Genomic DNA, 16,026 nt, shown 5'->3' on the forward strand with positions numbered 1-16,026 from the left:
GAGTGCCTAGTCTCCATGAACCTATAGGCCTTCACCTACAACAAGCGCGCTATTCGGCTTTGGCCGCCCAGGGGCAGGGATGAATTGTGCGCGCCATCGAGCGCGCCCTATCCCGCCGGGGCGAGGCGATTGGGATCAATGGGAGCGGCGCCCAGCGCCGCGCCGGTTTGCTCGACGACATGTTCGAACAGGAGGCGGGCTGCCGCGCGACGCTCCGTGCCCATTCGCGGTCCTAGACGTCCTACGGAAGATGGTGCCTCTCCGGCAGCGGAAAGCCGCTGAACTGATGGTAGGCCACAGCAACTTCGGCAAACTGGTATCAGCAGCGCTGCTTGCCGCAACCCAGAGCTTGCGGAGAGCAGACAAAGGCGCAGGGACGCAGAGACCAGAGACATCACCCGGAACCAAGCGGCCAGGCTGGAGCGTGAGCGCGCAGACCTTCAGGTGCAGATCAAGGCGGTGGAGGAGGCCTACAGTGTCGGTAACTTGCATCTCGCCGTCGCAAGCTCAGCTCGCCAGAGTGCTCGACAATGCCGAGGCGCAGGGTGGCTGGCGCCCCAAGCAGGGGCATTTGGGGCGAGCTCAGGCAAGGCCCGCAGTGTTGCACAAACTCCGGCCAGTCGTCGTAAGCTGTCCCCGAGACGTTCGGACTGAGCAGGAGGGGGACGCTGTCTGAGAGCGAGGTGCTAATACGCCGCGAAGAGGTCGTGCGAATCCATCTGGATCGACTGGAGGAGCTGCTAGCGGCTCCCCGGCCAGGCCCTTCAGAAGCCGTGCAGGCGAGCCTCTCCCTTCGGCTTCTTGCCGATGGCGCGCTGAATCAGGTCGCGCACGCGCGAGGCAGGGCGCTGAAAGTCGATGCGCCCGACCTGAGCGGCGTCCCTGTGGAGACGGCCCTACTCGTCTCCTGCGGCGGCTACGTTCTGGGCGGGCAGGCGATGAACGCTCACTACACCTACCGTGAACCAGGTTCGAACAGCCCCTATCGAGCCCAGTACGAACGCCAGCTTGCCGCGTCGCCAACGCAGCTTCCATTCACCAGTCACAAATTCGGCCGCTTCCTGCGCGCGCCGTGTATGGCGCTCCTCGGGCGGCCCCTTTGTCGCGAAGAGGTACTGAGGTACGTCGCCAACCGGTGTGGCGGCGCGCATCACTCTGACGACACGGTGGCGTTTAAAGAGATCGAGCACCTGCTCACGGACCTCGGCCAAGCCTTGACGGCTATGAGGACCGGCCTATCGGCGGTCTTCGCTGAGACCTTAGGGACGGCCTGGTTCATCCTGCAATCTGCCGATGTCCGAGCGTTACGGCAGGAGCTGCAAGGGGCGAGAGGCGAAACTTGATGGGCGCTAGCTTCGGCTAGTCGCTAGCCTAGGTTGCGTTCGTCGTGGCAGTCTCTGGCCACGCGCGCTCGGATAACAGGACGGGCTCAGGTCGCCGGGGGGATTATGCAGACTTTCAATACGCTCTGCCGTGGGCGCTATTACATCATTCCAGAGAACCAACGCGGCTTCAGCTGGACGGTCCGAGAGTTCGACGACCTCGTCAATGACCTGACTTTGACCGGTAATCACTCCCATTACATGGGTCCCCTGATTGTATCTCGCACCGATACGGATGATTTCAACGACGATAACTTCGAGCCCACGATCGAATACACTCTTGAAGATGGGCAGCAACGGGTCACAACCCTCTTCATCCTTGCGAATGAAATCCGACTTCGTCTGAAGGCGCTTGCAGGGGCCGAAACGCTGGACAGCCAGGACCTGGAAAGGCTGATCTTCTACAAGCTCGGCACGCTCCGTCGCAGGTTGCAGAACCGGAACCCTGCACTCGACCAATACCTCTCATACGTGCTGACCGGAGCACCGGCGCCGCCGGCAGATCGGACGCCGCCCATGCGGGCGATGGATGCGGTCAAGCGGCGGGCGCAAGAGTTCGTAGCCGAGCTCGACGAAGCGGCCCTGGTCGTCTGGAAGGCGAGGGTGCAAAATCAGGCGAAGCTGATCCTGGTCGATCTCGCCAGTGAGAACATCAACCGCTACTTGGCCTTTGACGCCATAAACTCACGCGGCCTGCCGCTAAGCGAGTTCGATAAGGTCAAGAACTTCTGCATCTTGGTGAGCTCCACGCGCTTACTTGGCATCCAAGCGGATGACGCGTGGTATGCCGCAATAAGCCGACTGGATGCTGCCGGCCTTACGAGCCGAGGCGACGAAGCCAGCTTCATCACGGAACTTTACAATACCTTCCACAATGAGTCTGTCAGCCAGCAAGGGGTGCACGACGCGTTCGTAAAGCGCTATCGCGCGCTGCTCTCTGCCTCAGACCCTGTGCTGGAGGCGGACTTCCGGCTCTTCATCGAGCTCTGGGAGCCCTATGCCCGGTCGTTTGGATTTATCGCCTCACGCAATCGACGCCTTTACTATGGGACGCTTTGCACCAACGTGGCAGGCACATGGCTAGATCGCCTCGACAACATGGATCTGGCGACGATCACACGACCGATGCTGGTCGCGTCGCACATGCGCATGAGTGGCGCTGACTTCGAGGCCGTGGCGCGCGCATGCGAGATCTATACGTTCAGGGTTTATGGCGTGGTGCGGCGGCGGAAGGATCGCAACGGCGCGACGCACACGGAAATTGCCAACGCGGTACTCCGGTCGAACCGAACATCAGCCTGGGTTCAGCAGAGCCTCTGCGCGCTCCTCGAGCGTGACGCCCCGATGAGGCTCGTTCTCAACAATCTGGCGAACGGAGAGCCAAAGTACGCCTACGACTCGCGGATGCCGGGCTGGAGCCTCTGCTATTACTTCCTTTACGAGTACGAGATTGCGAACTCGCCGACGGGCGTTGCTCCGCTGCCTTGGGCGACCTCGGTGGAGCAAAAGGCAAACACGCAGGAGCACATCCTTCCGCAGTCACACCGAGATGGAGGATGGTGGCAGGCGCACTGGCCGGACGAAGCCCGCGCTGACAAGTTCAAGCATCGCCTCGGCAACCTGGTGCTAACTTCCAACAATGCCGCTTTGGCGCGAAAGCCGATCGACCAGAAGCTCGATGGTCCGGGCGCGCATTATTATAACGCTCCCAATGCAACCAACTCCGAAAAGCGCATCCGACTATTCACTACTGGCGGCGACTGGACGGAGAGCAGCATCCTGCAGCGTGAGATCGAACTACTGGAATTTGCGGCGGGGCGCTGGGCGGTGCCCTGCTGCATCGACAACGGCACTTTGAATCTGCCCGATGAGTTCGTTGATGAACACGACCAACCGGTGTCGATCACGATCAATGAGGTGAATTGCGTGCCGCTGCCGACGGCCCCAGCCGCAGGACCAGCTGACGAAGCAACTGACGAAGATTAGACGCAGCGCTTTTTCAGGTCACGCCTGTGGTAAGACCCAAGAGCTATCGCGCAGGAGCAGGTTGTCGCTGCGCTACTAGGGCTTCGATTCCGCAGCGAAGGCTGGCTGGCCCTGCCTGATGTGCGAAATAGGTAAGGAAGATGGATCTGAGCGTCCGGAGCGACCGTGAGATCGCGCAATGGATCTTCAATTACGAAGAGAAGAGTGCCACGGACCAGCCGCTGTACCACCGGTTGCTAGAGGAGCGCGCCCGCCGCGGGGCGCTCAAGAACAAGCTCGACATCGAGACGTCGCTCGCCGGTCTGCGGGAGGCGGCGGTGAAGCAGGGGTGCACCACCTACGGCGCTCTCGCCGCCGCGAGCAACGTACCGTGGGCGACGGCTCACCGCGCAATGAGCGGCGCGGGCGGCCACCTGGATCAGCTACTTGACGTCTGTCACGCGCGAGGCCTGCCGCTGCTGACCGCTCTCTGCGTGAACCAAGGCGGTCTCGAGACAGGAGAATTGGATCTCTACGCCCTGCGAGGCTTCTGCGCCGGGGCCCGTCGACTTGGCTACAAGTTTGCCGATGATCTCACCTTTCACCATGAGCAGCGGGACGCAAGCTGGGCCTGGGGGCGCACACTACCGGGCTGAAGCTTACAATTTGGGGAGGTCGAGGCGGGTTCGCTGTGGGCCTGATAAACCTCGACTGGCACGATCGCCTGGGCGCAGAGCCTCCCGAAGGTCTGGTGAATTGCCGGACCTCGAAGCCTGCGCGGGGTGACGGGTCCAATTTTCTGCCAGGCGGAAGCCGTAGCCTTAGGCGAGCAAGGTCCATCCGTCGCGGTATGCCGAGCGCCAGGCGTGGAAGGCGGCGCCGGAGATGGAGCGGCCGCCCGGACGATCGATCTTGTCCTTGATCATCATGCTGTTCTGGGACGCTGCGAGCGCTTCATCGCCGCCGTAGTAGTGGAGGTGCGCGTCAAGCGCGGTGTGTCGGGCGGAACCCGGGACGACCCACACCTCATAGGCGCCGGCAGCAATGTCCGTTTCTTGTCGCCCGCCGGGGGGCATGAAGATGATGATGACATCTTCATCTCGGAGGTCCCGGAAGACCGTCGGGGCGCCAAGCCGGATGTGACGCTTCGCGCGCGCATGCTTGACGCTGACCATCACCTCACGGTCCTCGCGGCTGGCCTTCAGGTCATAGAGCCGGTGATTGCGTGTGACCGCGTTGAGGTTGGTCACGGCCCAGCCGAGCTCGGTGAGCAGGCGTGCAGCCTCCGCCTCGGCGAGATCGCCGATCGCAGCGGTGTCATTCCGTCGAGCCATCGGGTCTCTCCCCTCCCACTTACGCCGCCGCCTTGGATTTTGCCTGCGCCACCGGCTTCGCGGCGTTGGCCACCCCCTGACTCGAGGTGGGCGCTGCCGAGTAGGAGAGCGGGCGCAGGTCGCATGCTTCTGAGAGGTCGCCGGTGAGTCGGTAAACTTGCGGCCTGTCACTGAAGTTGAAGATCCGTAAGAGGACGTAGGCGGCCCCAAGCTGTTGCGACGCGCGGATCTCGTTGGCGGAGACCACGAAGGGCGAGTTGATGCCCTGGTTCGTCGTTTTCACTTCGACGTAGAGCGGCGACCCATCGCTTGCCGAACATTCGATGTCGTAGCCTAGACCGTCGCCGATCGTCTCAGAGACCCAGGCCACCTTCTCGGCAAGGTCGGCGCGCCCTTTGTCCCTCAGGTCCTTCTTGAGGAACTCCACCGCCCATTCTTCTCCGGCGCGCCCAAGGGCGCGATTGCGCTCATCTTGGGCGGCGAAATCCACCTTGCAGCCGCGCCGGTCGCGTCGAACGTCGCCCAGCTTCGCCGCGGGAGGCGGCGGAACCTCGAGATCCTGAGCATCGGGGATCTGCAGTGGCGCGGCCGGCAGGCCGCCGAAGCTGTCAGGGTGGTCGTCGAGCCAATCCGTCACCACAGCGGTGAGCAGCGTCTGCTTGTTCCCGAGCGCCGGAAAGCCCCTCAACACGGGGAGGCCAAGGCCCTCCACGATAGCGCTGATGTTGCTGAGCTTGCGGCCGATTGCGCCTTCATTGCGCCGCGGCGCCAGCCGCGCTAGCGCCTGTTGAAGATAGCTTCGGCGCTCATAGCCCTTCCGCTGCTGGGACGCCCACATCGCAAAGTACAGCTCGACGATGAATTCGACCTCTTCAACGCTCCAATCATTCGGGTCTCGAGCTACCCCATCGACGTCAAAGCCCAGCCGCGAGAGATGCCGCGCCGCGCCAGACTCGCCGCCCGAGAGATCGTGTGGGGTGAGCGCGCCGACTTCGGGAAATTGAAAGCGGAAGGCGATGCCCACGATCGCCTTGCTCGGGTATTCGTGACCCTCGTACCTCGCCACGTAACCCCGCGACGGTCCAAAGCGGTACGTAGCCCTTAACTGCTTTTCAGTGACCCGCCTGCATTCGGCCATAGCAGCGAACACCGCCTTGCGGCTCGTAAGCCGCCTGTAATTCCGGTCCGCCGAGCCGCCGCCCGCGGGCGTTCGCGAGGGCCGACTGGCGGTTCCGTCACGAACGGGCCGTACACCCGTCTCCTCGCGAAAGCGGATGTACTGCCGCAGCCTCACTCGAACGTTCGGGTCGAGTTCGTGCCGTTTGCCTCCTCGGCGGAGCACGAAGTTTCTCCCATCCGGTCCAGTGCGACCCGGCGCGTCGGCGATTTCGGCCTCTAGGGCTCGCAGCTCGGCAAGCGTCAGGCTGCGGATCTGGAATGCTTTCTCCAAGCGCGTGGCTGTGGAGACATAGGACGAGAGGGCGGCGCCCTCTTGCTGCAGCTCCGTCCGCACCCACTCGCGGAAACGCTGGTCTGGCATTCAATCCCCCCGGATCGCTTCTCGGACGAGTTCCCGGACTTCGCCGTCTCGCCCTTTCGCGTGCACCTTAAAGCCAAGCCCGCCCGACTGCGAAGCGAGCAGGCCGGGCATCTGACGCGCAAGATCTCGCACCACCTCTTCTACGCGGCGAAGGCCTTGAGCCTCGCTGTTCAGCCACCGATTGAAGAACATGACGTCGAGGAGGGAGGAGTCGACGAAGTCCACCTCCTGTCGATAGCCGGCCACCCAGCGCAGCTGCGGGCACCGATCGAAGGCGCGTCGGGCCAGGCGCCGTCGGCCTGCAAAGCATGCGCCCAAGTAGAGGCCGCGCAGCGAAGGGCCGCACGCGGCGAGAAGGTCCGCAAGTCTGTTCGGCGAGAGCCGCTCCCCGCTATGAAAGACCAGCTCTCCCGTTTCGTCGCCGTGGCAGCCGAGGTAGAGGACCTGCGCCCGCTCTCGGCTCGTGAGGCGCGCAGCAACCTCTTCCAGGCCGGCCGGAGACGCCGCCATCTCGTATTCGAAGCCGTCTGGGCCCATGCCGTAGGCGGCGCAGAGGTTCTCGAACATGGGGCGGACCGACAGGTTGCACCGTCGCGCCCAGCGGCTCTCGACGACGGCGATCCGTGTCCATTTGGCCCGCTCTTCCGCGGTGCGACCTGGATGAAATGGCAGGATATTGCTGGGGAGCCGACGATGCGGGGCGCTTTGGGTCATGAGGCTAAGCTGATGGCCGACTACGTCAGGATCGGACGTGTCGTTGCGGTCGTTGCGATCGGAGCGCCATCTTGAGGGCGGCGGCTACACAAGCCTTGCCAACCGAAGGTGAGGAGGCTCAGGAGGAATGGACCGAACGCCTGAAGCTTCTGCGGCGGAGGTCGGCAAGCGCGTGGGCGAGGCTCGCTACCTGCATCGTGATGGGTTGAACGAGCTCTCGCCCAAGGATCGTCGTCGCATTTTGGACGCAGAGGACGTCTGCGGCGCTAGCAACTGGAACGTGGTCAAACTGCGCGGTGAGGGCGCGGTTTCGCTGCTCACCTACGAGGATTTTGAGCGGCCATTTCCTCGATTGCTCGAGAGCCTGACCGTTGACCTCGAACAGACGCGGGTGACCCGGCGCAGCTACTGGGATCGCGCGAACCCGCCGGTTCTGCATCGCAAAGAGCTGCTGCTGCCGCGCGATGATCCCCGGCGTCCCCGCTATGCCGCGCTTACGGCGCAGCTCGAAGCCCGTGGCTTGCTGCAGGCGAGCCGGCGCATTGGCACCCTGCGCGGGTGGCAGAGCCGGCTGGCGGCCGCCGGCATCTCGGTTGTCGGTCATGATGTTCGGGCGGCTAGCTCGGAACCGCCGCCGGTGATCTATCGCCATCGGGCGGCGATCGCCCGCGACGGCCTGTCGGCGCCGGTTCAAGCGCTGATCGAGCGCGGCGTTCTGACGTCAGAGACCTCGGTCTTCGACTATGGCTGCGGCCTGGGATCTGATGTCGCAGGCCTGCGCCGGCTCGGGATCTCCGCGAACGGGTGGGATCCATACTTCGCGCCGGACGCTCCCCGCGTGGCCGCCGACGTGGTCAATCTCGGCTTCGTGCTGAACGTGATCGAGTGCGCCGAGGAACGTCGTGAAGCGCTGAGCGCCGCTTATGGTCTCGCCCGACGCTGCCTGGCCGTGGCCGTGATCAGCGCGTCCAGCGCGAGAATGGAAATGTGCCGCCCGTACCGCGACGGGTTCGTGACCTCGCGCGGAACGTTCCAGAAGTACTTCACCTGGCGCGAGCTGAAGGACCTGATCGAGAGCGCGCTTGGGTCCGAGGCGCACGCCGTCGGGCCTCGCATGTTCTTCGTCTTCAAGGACGCCCTGGCGGAGCAGGCGTTTCTACTCGCCAGGATCACGCGCGTGGCGGCCGCCGGGGACCTGCAGGTTAGGGCTAAGAGCGAGGTGGCGAAGGCGCGCCTCGAGTCCTTGCGTCCTGAGTTTCTGGGCCTGCAGGAGCTCATCGAGCAACTTGGACGATGGCCCGCGGACGACGAGATCGCAGCCGACCTGCAGGCTGGCCTTATCGCCAAGGCGGGATCGATCAGGCGCGCTCTGCAGCTCGCTCGGGACGTTATAGACCTGCAGCACGTCGAAGCGGCCGCCAAACGCCGACGCGACGACCTTTGCGTCTACTTCGCCCTGAACGCCTTCGATGGCCGGGCGCCCTACAAGCGCTTGCCCCCCAGCCTGCAGCGCGACGTTCGAGCGCTCTTCGGCGACTACGTGAGCGCCTTGGCCGCGGGACGGGAGCTCCTCTTCAGCGCGGGACAGTCAGAGCGGATCGAGAGCGCCATCGAGGACGTCGCAGGCGCGGGGCTGGGCTTCATCGAAGCGGAAGAGGGCTTCTGGGCTCATGCCGCCTTGATCGAACGGTTGCCGTCGACTCTGCGCGTGCTGGTCGGTTGTGCGGAGCGCTGCAATGGCGGCTTGGGCTCGGCGCACGTGGTGAAGATCCACCTGCGCAGCCGCAAGGTGTCGCTGCTCCGCTATCCGGGGTTCGACACCTCGCCGATCCCGAGGCTGAAAACGCGCGTGAAGATCGATCTTGCCCGGCGCGGCGTGCGGGAGTTCGATCACTGGGGAGAGGATCAACGGCTCCTCTTCAAGTCGCAGCTGATGGCCCCTGATCAACCCGGGTATGCGGAACAGGCGGCGTTCGACGAGGGGCTGCGGCGCAAGGGTTTGGACCGGCTCGGCTTGCGGGCGACCAGCCAGGAGCTGCGCGCCGCCCTGCAGCCGGCTACGGGCGCCGCGCCCTGAGCCCCGCCAGATCAAGTCTCCGCGGCACAGGCCGGAGCCGCGATCGGTCTACATGGACAATGGATCCTGCCATCTCCGGCCCGACGCTCACGTGTATCGGACGATCGTCGCCGTAGATGTAGAGACGGTCGAAGGGCAGGGCGGAGGCGATGTAGTCCGCTAGGCTCCACGCGGATACGCCTGGCGCGGAGAGGTCGACCGCCTGGCCTCCCCGGGGGCAGATGAGCGCGCCTGATGCGCGCCGCTCGTAGCCGGCGTGCTGGTCAAGCGCAGGCGCGACGCCTGCTCGGATCTGGCGGATCAGCTTGGCGCCCGCGAAGCCATAGGTCAGCCGAGGCGCGCCAAACTCGGCAAGGACTGGCTCGAGGATCTGCTCGCACAGCCGCCGAATCGCCGCGTATGTCGCCGCTTCCTGAGGCACATTCTCGACCTGGGTGCGCCGCCAGGCTTCCGAGCACGTGCAGAAATCACGAAAGGTGAAGTGCTCGCTCGCCGCCGTGTCGAGCGCTGGAGGCGGCGGGTCAGGCGGCCGCACGCCGCTCTTCGACCTTTCGTGCGAGCCCGCCGATCGAGCGGATGCTGCGGTCCGCCGCTAGATAACCAAGGCCCCGATGCAGATGCAGCCGGAACTGCTCGGCGAGCGTGGCGTCGTCCAGGCGGAGGCCGTCACGCGCGCAGCGCTGCTTCACGAGCGCAAGATAGAGCTCGTGATGCGGTCCGCCGAACACCCGCCAGGCGATCTCCACAGCGGCTTCACCCTTGAACAGCCTGAGCGGCGGCCTGGTGGGCTCGGCGAGGGAGGCGCAGAGCGCCCAACGGCAAAGTACGTTCCAGTGCTCAATGCCGGTGTGACGTTTCAGGCGGATAAGCTGCTCGCGGCCTTGCTCGTCGATGCGGACCGTTTCGATCGCCACTATGCGGCCTCCAGGGTGTCGGCTTCAGCGAACGCATAGCCGGGCCGCACCTGGCTGCCCCGCAGCTCGGCATCGTAGCTGATGGTGAAACTGCGGGAGAGCCAGGGTTCCAGCTGAGCATAAAGCTTGCCGTCAATCTCCTCGTCCGTCGAAAGCAGGATCACCTGCTTGCCGGCGCGGCCGAAGTAGCGCTCCACAAGCCGTCCCCGGTGCTTGGAGTCGAGTCTGCCGAGCGGCGTGTCGATGACTGTGGGGGCCGCCTGACCCGAGGCCTTGGCCAATGCCCAGAGCAGGGCCACGGCGAAGAGCTGGCGCTCGCCCGCCGAGAGCTGCTCGGGCGGGATGGCGTCCCAGCCGCCCCCCCGCAGCTCAATCGCGAAGGTCTCAGGATTGATGCGGACATCGACGATGAGATCGTCCTTGCGCAGGAGTTCCCGAAGCGCTTCCAGGATCAGGGTCTCGATGCGATGGACGTGGTGGCGCACCACCTCGCGGCGGAACCGCTCCAGGGTGCTGCGGGCCCGACTGGCGTGCTCGATCGTCCGTTGGGCGTCCTCAGCCTGCAGCCTGTGCTGCACGTGCCGGTCGAGGGTGCCCTGGTATGCGGCGCGGGCGGCAGCCACGGCGCGCTGACAGCCTTCATCCTCGCGGGCGGCGTCGGCGAGTTCGTCCTCCGCCGCGTTGAAAGCGGCTTCCGCTTGCTCGACGGCCGCCAGCGCCGGCGCGATCGCCTCTGGCGCAGGGATCGACGCCAGCTTGCGCTCGAGCGTGTCCATTTGGCTTTCAAGCGCCTCCAGTTCCTCTAGGAGTTCATCGCGCGTTCGAGCCGACGCCGACAGGCTGTCGGTGAGCAGCAGATCAAGCTGGCCGAGCGCCAGCGGGGGCAGGTTCAGATAGGCTGAAGCCGAGGCGATCTCCATCAGCACCGCCCGATCCTGTTCGAAGTAGGAGGTGACCCGCTCGAGCAAGGCCGGATCCGCCCCCAATCCGCCAATCAGATCGAGGGTCCTTTGATCTCGATCGTCCAGGTGGCGCAGGACTGTCCGTGTCTCTTGCGCCGAGACCTCGCGCGTCGCCTGCTCGGCCACCTCGGCGAGTAAACCTGGGATGAGCAGCAGAGGCGCACAGTCTGCAGCCCAGGCCCTGAGGGACTTCTCTAGGCCCTCGATGGCGTTGCCGACCTGCGTTCTCGCCTCGCTGATCGACTCCCGCGATCGGAACAGCTCGCCGCCTTCTGACGCGAAGGCCTGGCGAGCTCGCTCGAGCTGAGCCTCTCGACGGTCGCGCAGCTTCTTCGCGGCGCCTCGCTTGGCATAGGCGACCTGAGCGGCGTCTTCGGCCGCGTGAACCGCCGCTTCCGCCGCAGCAATCGCGTCGCGAGCGACCTTGTTGACGGCCGCCGCCTTCTTGCGGCGCTCCAGGACTTCCAGGTCGACGGTCAGCCGCTCCACAATGTCCAGGCCGAGCAGGGCGTTGACGGCGGTGGCGATCACCTCGGCGGAGCGGTGCAGGTCGGCGAACTGTTCGATGCGTTCACCATCGAAGAAGAACAGCGGCGCAATCCGCGGCGGCAGCATGTCTTCGACGAACTCGCCCCATTGCTCCGTGAGCACGCGGTCGAACTTGCCATCGACGACGACCTCGAAGACCTCCTTCAAGGCGGTCTTCTGTACGGACCAGGCCCGGCGGATGACGAACACCTGCTCTTGTCCGGCGACGACACGGCGGAACTTGGCCTGGACCTCGGCGCCCTCTTCGGCGGGAACGGCGCGGTTTATGGCGCGCCGCAGGTAGTCCTCGTAGCTCCCGCCGCCGCGGAGATGGCTCAGCGCCTGACGCCCGAAGAACGCCAGCTGCAAGCCTTCCAGGAAGGTCGTCTTACCGGACCCGTTCTGGGCGCCCACCAGGATGATGGGCCGCTCCGGACCCTCGGGGGTGAGATTGAACTGCTGCCGCCCGCGATAGACGCCGAAGTTGTGCAGGACGAGCTCGTCAAGGATCACGACTCGTCTCCTGCGCTCAGTTGGATCAAGACTGCGGTCGCTGCGCTGGTGACGTTACCGCCCTCCGCGCCGACCTCATCAAGCAGGTTGTCCAGGGTGCGGCGCCGAACCGCCCGTTCGGTAGCGTCCTCGACACTCTCGTAGAAGCTCCGCCGGAGGGCGTCCTCTAGCCGGTCGTACAGCTTCGCCCGACGAGCCGCCGTGCGGTAGCTCCGCTCGACCTCGAGCATTTCCCGCACCAACTCGAAGTGCATCTGGTCGCCGCCGGCCACCTGCTTCAGCAGGTTCATCTCGGCGGGCCCGAATGGCTGGCCGTCGTCGAGCTTGCGCGCGGGGAACGGCTTGCCCGTCACCTCTTCGAAGACGTGTGGGAGCCGATCCTCAAGTTCGTACTTCTCCACGACCCAGATCCGTCGGATCTCGTGCAGCTCCTCGAGGGTGACGAGGTCCAGGTCGCGCACCTCGGGTGGCGCCTTCGGATGGTTGCGGACGACCTCTTGCGCCTGCAGCAGGCGGCGCAGCCAGTCTTCTCGAGAGGCCTGGGTGTAGGGTCCGGGAATGGGCTTGTCGGCTTGAGTGAAGAGCTGGACGTGACCGCCCATCCGGCGGAAATCCCGCTTCTCGTGATCTGGCTCGTCGAGCAGGTTCCGCAGCTCCAGCAGCGGCGCCATCCACTCCTTTTCCTCGTCGTTCTGGATCATCGCCGACATCGACTTGTCCTGGGTGACGAGGGTGCAGACCCAGCAGCCAAAGCGGCTGTCGCCGCAGCTCGGGGTGGAGGTGTCGAGCACGATGGGACATTCCGCATCGGCGGACGCCCCTTGGTACATGTTCAAGAGCGCCTTGTTGTCGTAGCCCCAGGGGTTCTTCACCTGCATGAGGAACAGCCAGACGTCGTCATTAGACCAATCGGCGATGGGGCTATAGACGAAGGCGTTCGGCAGCGAACTGTGTGCGCTCAGGTTTTCACGCACCTTGCCCGTCTCATTGGCGTTCATCCGCGCCGCCCGGACCGTGCTCTCCGCCTTGCGAGTCCCAAGTACAACGATGGCTTCGCCGTTCTGTCGCACCACGTCGCCGATGAAGGTGTCCGCAGGCCGGATCTTCATTCGCTCCGTGCACCAACGGAACTTTGGCCGCGGCGCCGGATAGCCGCGTCCAATCAGGTTAACCCAGAAGGTGTTCTGGATGTCAGGCGTCAGCTTGTGCGGGTAGATCGGCAGGCCCAACTCGGCGGCGGCCCGACCCATGATCGCATGGGACCGGTCGACCCATGCGGCCACCACCGGGTTCTCGACGAGGGTGTCCGTCGAGATCACATGAACGTCTTTGCGCGCAGCCCCCTTGGGCAGCTGGGCCAGGGCAAGCCAGACGAGCTGAAGGACGGCCGTCGAATCCTTGCCCCCGCTGTAGCCCACCACCCACGGGATCTCGTCGGCGAGGTAGGTCTCCTGGATCCTTTGCAGCAGCTCGGCGAGGGTGGGGCGGAAGCCGTTCTCGGTGAAGGCCGAGCGGCGCGCTGGCTTATCCGTCTCGCTCATAATCCCCCCGGAGGAATGCGTCCTCGGTCCGTTGCTCTTCCGGCGAGAGCTCCAGACCGAGACGCTGCTTGATGTAGCTCGCCGTCAAAATCACGTTCTGGGTCGCCTTGGACAGGCGACCTCTCACCACAGCCCGGCCTGACCAGTCCGGGTTGCTACGGGACCAATCGATGTCCGCCAGCTGCGACAGATGCGGACGCCACTCCGCGTGCGTTCGAATGAGCGTCGCGCCCACCCGACCAAGGGCGTGCAGCACCACGCCGTGAGAGTGGATGAGGTCTTGCCGGACCTCGCTGGCGGCTAGACGGCCTCGCCGGACCTGCTCCCATTCCGGAAGGCGCCTTGCGACCTCAGTCCAAAAGGCCGTCGCGAGCTCTAAGGCGTGGTCGAAGTCCTCTTCCAGACTGCCCCCAAGCAGGGCCGTGGTTGCCTGATAGAGCGCGCTAAAGGTGAAGAGCCTCCGAGACCGAAGAGAAAGGGTGCTGCGCTCCATCTCCACGAGGTCGCGGAAGTGCGGGGCATCGTTGACCAGCCGACGGACGAGCTCGGCGGCGCGATCGCGATGATCATAAAGGATCGAAATTGAGGGGGCGGGGCGGATCGCGTACCGGTTTAGGTCCGCGAACATCTGCTGCGAGCGGGCGAGGCCGATGTCGCTGAAGAAGACAACAGCGATGCTCTCGTCGCCTAAGCGGGGGCTCTCCCTTAAGGCGGCCTCGATCGCTGCGCGGCGGTGCTGCCCGTCGTTGATGATGAACTGCCCGGACATCGGGATCCTAAGGATTCCCAGGGATGCGTTGTGCTCTGAGGTGGGTTCGAACTCGAGGTCCGCGTCGACCGACGCCGTCAGGGCGGAGAAGACGTAACCAGTCGGGTTCTCGGTGATGTAGCGGGCGATCTCCGGCACCCGAGCCTTGTTGAGGGTGCGCTGTGCTCGCAATTCCGGGGTCAGCTCCTCCTCATCAAAGAGGAAGATCTTGGGAATGAGCCGAAGGGGGCACATCGAGACGTAGTATTCTCGGCCGGCCTGGACCCCCCGGATCGCCGGGAACACGTAATGGAAGGCGTCGTCCACCGCGTGGCTCGCTCGCAAACTGTTTGTCAAACGGGATCACAAACAGATAGCGTTTTAACGTGCAAACCTGAGTCGTCAAATGCCTGCCTACCTCGACCACAACGCCACCACGCCCCTGGCGCCGGAGGTGCGGGCGATCATGCTGCGCTACTTCGACGACGAGTACGGCAACGCCGCCAGCCGCACCCATGAGTATGGCCTTCGGGCGAAGCAGGCCGTCCAAGTCGCGCGCGAGCAGGTCGCTGCGGTGGTGATGGCCGACGCCACGGAAGTGGTGTTCACCTCCGGCGCCACTGAAGCCAATAATTTGGCTTTGCTGGGCCTCGCGCCCCACGGGGAAAAGACCGGGCGTCGCCATCTCGTCACCACTACGATCGAGCACAAGGCGGTCCTCGAGCCGCTGGACGCGCTCGAAGCGCGCGGCTTCGAAGTGACGCGCGTCGCAGTGGGCTCGTCCGGCCGAGTGGAGCCCGAGGCGGTCGTCGCCGCCGTGCGCGAGGACACCCTCGTCGTCTCGGTCATGCAGGCCAACAATGAGACCGGCGTTCTGCAGTCCATCGCTGAGATCGCGGCGGGCCTGGCGGTGCGGGAGGCCTACTTCCACGTGGATGCGGCCCAGGCCTTCGGGAAGGTGCTCGACGATCTGCGCCACCCACGTGTGGATCTGATCTCGGCCAGTGCTCACAAGCTCTATGGGCCCAAGGGCGTCGGAGCTCTCATTGCCCGCCGGCGAGGCCAGGCGCGGCCGCCGCTGACGCCGTTGATGTACGGGGGAGGGCACGAACGCGGGCTGCGCCCGGGCACCCTGCCGGTGCCCTTGATCGCGGGCTTCGGTGCCGCTGCTGAACTTGCTCTGCGCGAGCATGCGTCACGGGCTGCGGCTTGCCGGGCCCGCCGAGCACGCGCCCTCGAAGCCCTGGGGGCATTGGGACTGCAGCCCATCGGCGACCAATCCCACGTCCTGCCTCACGTCCTGATGTGCGCGTTCCCTGGCGTGGACTCTGAAGCGCTGATCCTCAGCCTCAAAGACGTTGCCGCCCTGTCCAATGGCTCCGCCTGCACGTCGGCGAGCTACCAACCCAGCCATGTGCTCACGGCCATGCAGCTCCCCGACGCGGTGGTCGAAGGGGCGGTGCGGCTCTCTTGGAGCCACTTGGGTGACGAGCCTCCTTGGGCCCTCATCGCCGAGCGAGTTGGCGATCTGAGCGCGGTCGTCTAGGGCTGAACCTCCGCGCTCAAGCTATTGTTGTTGCTTATTTAGAGCTTGCTCCACGTCCGCCCGCCGTCGCAATTTGCGGCATAGGGCGGAGGCGGCATGCACCCAAGGCGGGAATACTGCGCGTCTCAGGCGTATCGGGGCGTTGGCTGCGCTTAGATGTCTTTGTGGCGTAAGTTTCTACAGCGTTGGAGCAAGCCGCAGGACCGTTCGCCTGGCGCCTTGGATTCAGCAGGGACTGTAACCTCACCTGAGCCGGTCCAGT

Annotated in this window: 13 protein-coding genes; 5 read left to right on the forward strand and 8 right to left on the reverse strand. The window is 64.9% G+C overall.

What is annotated here, in order from left to right:
- The first annotated feature begins 707 nt into the window (after positions 1-707).
- The 3 genes from V7Z97_RS08120 (at position 708) to V7Z97_RS08130 (ending at position 4,003) form a co-directional block, all read left to right on the forward strand.
- Positions 708-1,343: a hypothetical protein gene (locus V7Z97_RS08120; protein WP_334162657.1), complete on the forward strand. Its 636-nt coding sequence runs from the start codon at positions 708-710 to the stop codon at positions 1,341-1,343.
- A 105-nt stretch (positions 1,344-1,448) separates the two neighbouring features.
- Positions 1,449-3,368, forward strand: a complete 1,920-nt coding sequence (locus V7Z97_RS08125) for a DUF262 domain-containing protein (protein ID WP_334162659.1) — start codon at positions 1,449-1,451, stop codon at positions 3,366-3,368.
- Between the two features lie 140 nt (positions 3,369-3,508).
- Positions 3,509-4,003, forward strand: a complete 495-nt coding sequence (locus tag V7Z97_RS08130) for a hypothetical protein (protein WP_334162660.1) — start codon at positions 3,509-3,511, stop codon at positions 4,001-4,003.
- A 165-nt stretch (positions 4,004-4,168) separates the two neighbouring features.
- Here V7Z97_RS08130 and V7Z97_RS08135 read toward each other — a convergent pair whose 3' ends face one another.
- Genes V7Z97_RS08135 through V7Z97_RS08145 form a run of 3 tightly spaced genes read right to left on the reverse strand, consistent with a single transcriptional unit; the run spans position 4,169 to position 6,788 of the window.
- Positions 4,169-4,681, reverse strand: a complete 513-nt coding sequence (locus V7Z97_RS08135; protein ID WP_334162663.1) for a hypothetical protein — start codon at positions 4,679-4,681, stop codon at positions 4,169-4,171.
- Positions 4,682-4,700: 19 nt separating this feature from the next.
- Positions 4,701-6,221: a DUF3883 domain-containing protein gene (locus tag V7Z97_RS08140; RefSeq protein ID WP_334162664.1), complete on the reverse strand. Its 1,521-nt coding sequence runs from the start codon at positions 6,219-6,221 to the stop codon at positions 4,701-4,703.
- Positions 6,222-6,788 (reverse strand): hypothetical protein, encoded by a 567-nt coding sequence (locus V7Z97_RS08145; RefSeq protein WP_334162666.1) that lies wholly within the window; start codon positions 6,786-6,788, stop codon positions 6,222-6,224. It lies immediately after the preceding gene.
- A 274-nt stretch (positions 6,789-7,062) separates the two neighbouring features.
- On the opposite strand from V7Z97_RS08145, the gene V7Z97_RS08150 reads away from it, so the two are divergent.
- The gene (locus V7Z97_RS08150; protein WP_334162667.1) at positions 7,063-9,012 is read left to right on the forward strand and encodes a DNA phosphorothioation-associated putative methyltransferase; all 1,950 of its coding nucleotides are present in this window, start codon (positions 7,063-7,065) and stop codon (positions 9,010-9,012) included.
- Here the strand turns inward: V7Z97_RS08150 and V7Z97_RS08155 are convergent.
- The 5 genes from V7Z97_RS08155 to dndB are packed head-to-tail and all read right to left on the reverse strand — an operon-like array spanning position 8,993 to position 14,545.
- Positions 8,993-9,547 carry a hypothetical protein gene (locus V7Z97_RS08155; RefSeq protein ID WP_334162668.1) on the reverse strand — a complete coding sequence of 185 codons (555 nt, stop codon included), beginning with the start codon at positions 9,545-9,547 and terminating at the stop codon, positions 8,993-8,995. The two genes, V7Z97_RS08150 and V7Z97_RS08155, sit on opposite strands and share 20 nt — an antisense overlap.
- Entirely contained in the window at positions 9,534-9,926 is a 393-nt protein-coding gene (gene dndE / locus V7Z97_RS08160; protein WP_334162669.1) for a DNA sulfur modification protein DndE, read from the reverse strand. Before dndE ends, V7Z97_RS08155 begins: the two co-directional genes overlap by 14 nt.
- Positions 9,926-11,929 carry a DNA sulfur modification protein DndD gene (gene dndD, locus V7Z97_RS08165; RefSeq protein WP_334162670.1) on the reverse strand — a complete coding sequence of 668 codons (2,004 nt, stop codon included), beginning with the start codon at positions 11,927-11,929 and terminating at the stop codon, positions 9,926-9,928. Before dndD ends, dndE begins: the two co-directional genes overlap by 1 nt.
- On the reverse strand, positions 11,926-13,470 hold the full coding sequence (gene dndC, locus V7Z97_RS08170; RefSeq protein WP_334162672.1) for a DNA phosphorothioation system sulfurtransferase DndC: 1,545 nt from the start codon (positions 13,468-13,470) through the stop codon (positions 11,926-11,928). Before dndC ends, dndD begins: the two co-directional genes overlap by 4 nt.
- Positions 13,454-14,545 (reverse strand): DNA sulfur modification protein DndB, encoded by a 1,092-nt coding sequence (gene dndB, locus V7Z97_RS08175; protein ID WP_334162673.1) that lies wholly within the window; start codon positions 14,543-14,545, stop codon positions 13,454-13,456. Before dndB ends, dndC begins: the two co-directional genes overlap by 17 nt.
- 79 nt (positions 14,546-14,624) lie before the next feature.
- On the opposite strand from dndB, the gene dndA reads away from it, so the two are divergent.
- Positions 14,625-15,764 carry a cysteine desulfurase DndA gene (gene dndA, locus V7Z97_RS08180; RefSeq protein ID WP_334162674.1) on the forward strand — a complete coding sequence of 380 codons (1,140 nt, stop codon included), beginning with the start codon at positions 14,625-14,627 and terminating at the stop codon, positions 15,762-15,764.
- Positions 15,765-16,026: the final 262 nt, after the last annotated feature.

Source organism: Phenylobacterium sp., assembly GCF_036821595.1.
Lineage (GTDB): Bacteria > Pseudomonadota > Alphaproteobacteria > Caulobacterales > Caulobacteraceae > Phenylobacterium.

Excerpts from the sequence above, each read along its gene's own strand:
- V7Z97_RS08125 (WP_334162659.1), top strand. The coding sequence starts at position 1,449 with ATGCAGACTTTCAATACGCTCTGCCGTGGGCGCTATTACATCATTCCA.
- V7Z97_RS08130 (WP_334162660.1), top strand. The coding sequence starts at position 3,509 with ATGGATCTGAGCGTCCGGAGCGACCGTGAGATCGCGCAATGGATCTTC.
- V7Z97_RS08135 (WP_334162663.1), bottom strand. The coding sequence starts at position 4,681 with ATGGCTCGACGGAATGACACCGCTGCGATCGGCGATCTCGCCGAGGCG.
- V7Z97_RS08140 (WP_334162664.1), bottom strand. The coding sequence starts at position 6,221 with ATGCCAGACCAGCGTTTCCGCGAGTGGGTGCGGACGGAGCTGCAGCAA.
- V7Z97_RS08145 (WP_334162666.1), bottom strand. The coding sequence starts at position 6,788 with ATGTTCGAGAACCTCTGCGCCGCCTACGGCATGGGCCCAGACGGCTTC.
- V7Z97_RS08150 (WP_334162667.1), top strand. The coding sequence starts at position 7,063 with ATGGACCGAACGCCTGAAGCTTCTGCGGCGGAGGTCGGCAAGCGCGTG.
- dndC (WP_334162672.1), bottom strand. The coding sequence starts at position 13,470 with ATGAGCGAGACGGATAAGCCAGCGCGCCGCTCGGCCTTCACCGAGAAC.
- dndA (WP_334162674.1), top strand. The coding sequence starts at position 14,625 with ATGCCTGCCTACCTCGACCACAACGCCACCACGCCCCTGGCGCCGGAG.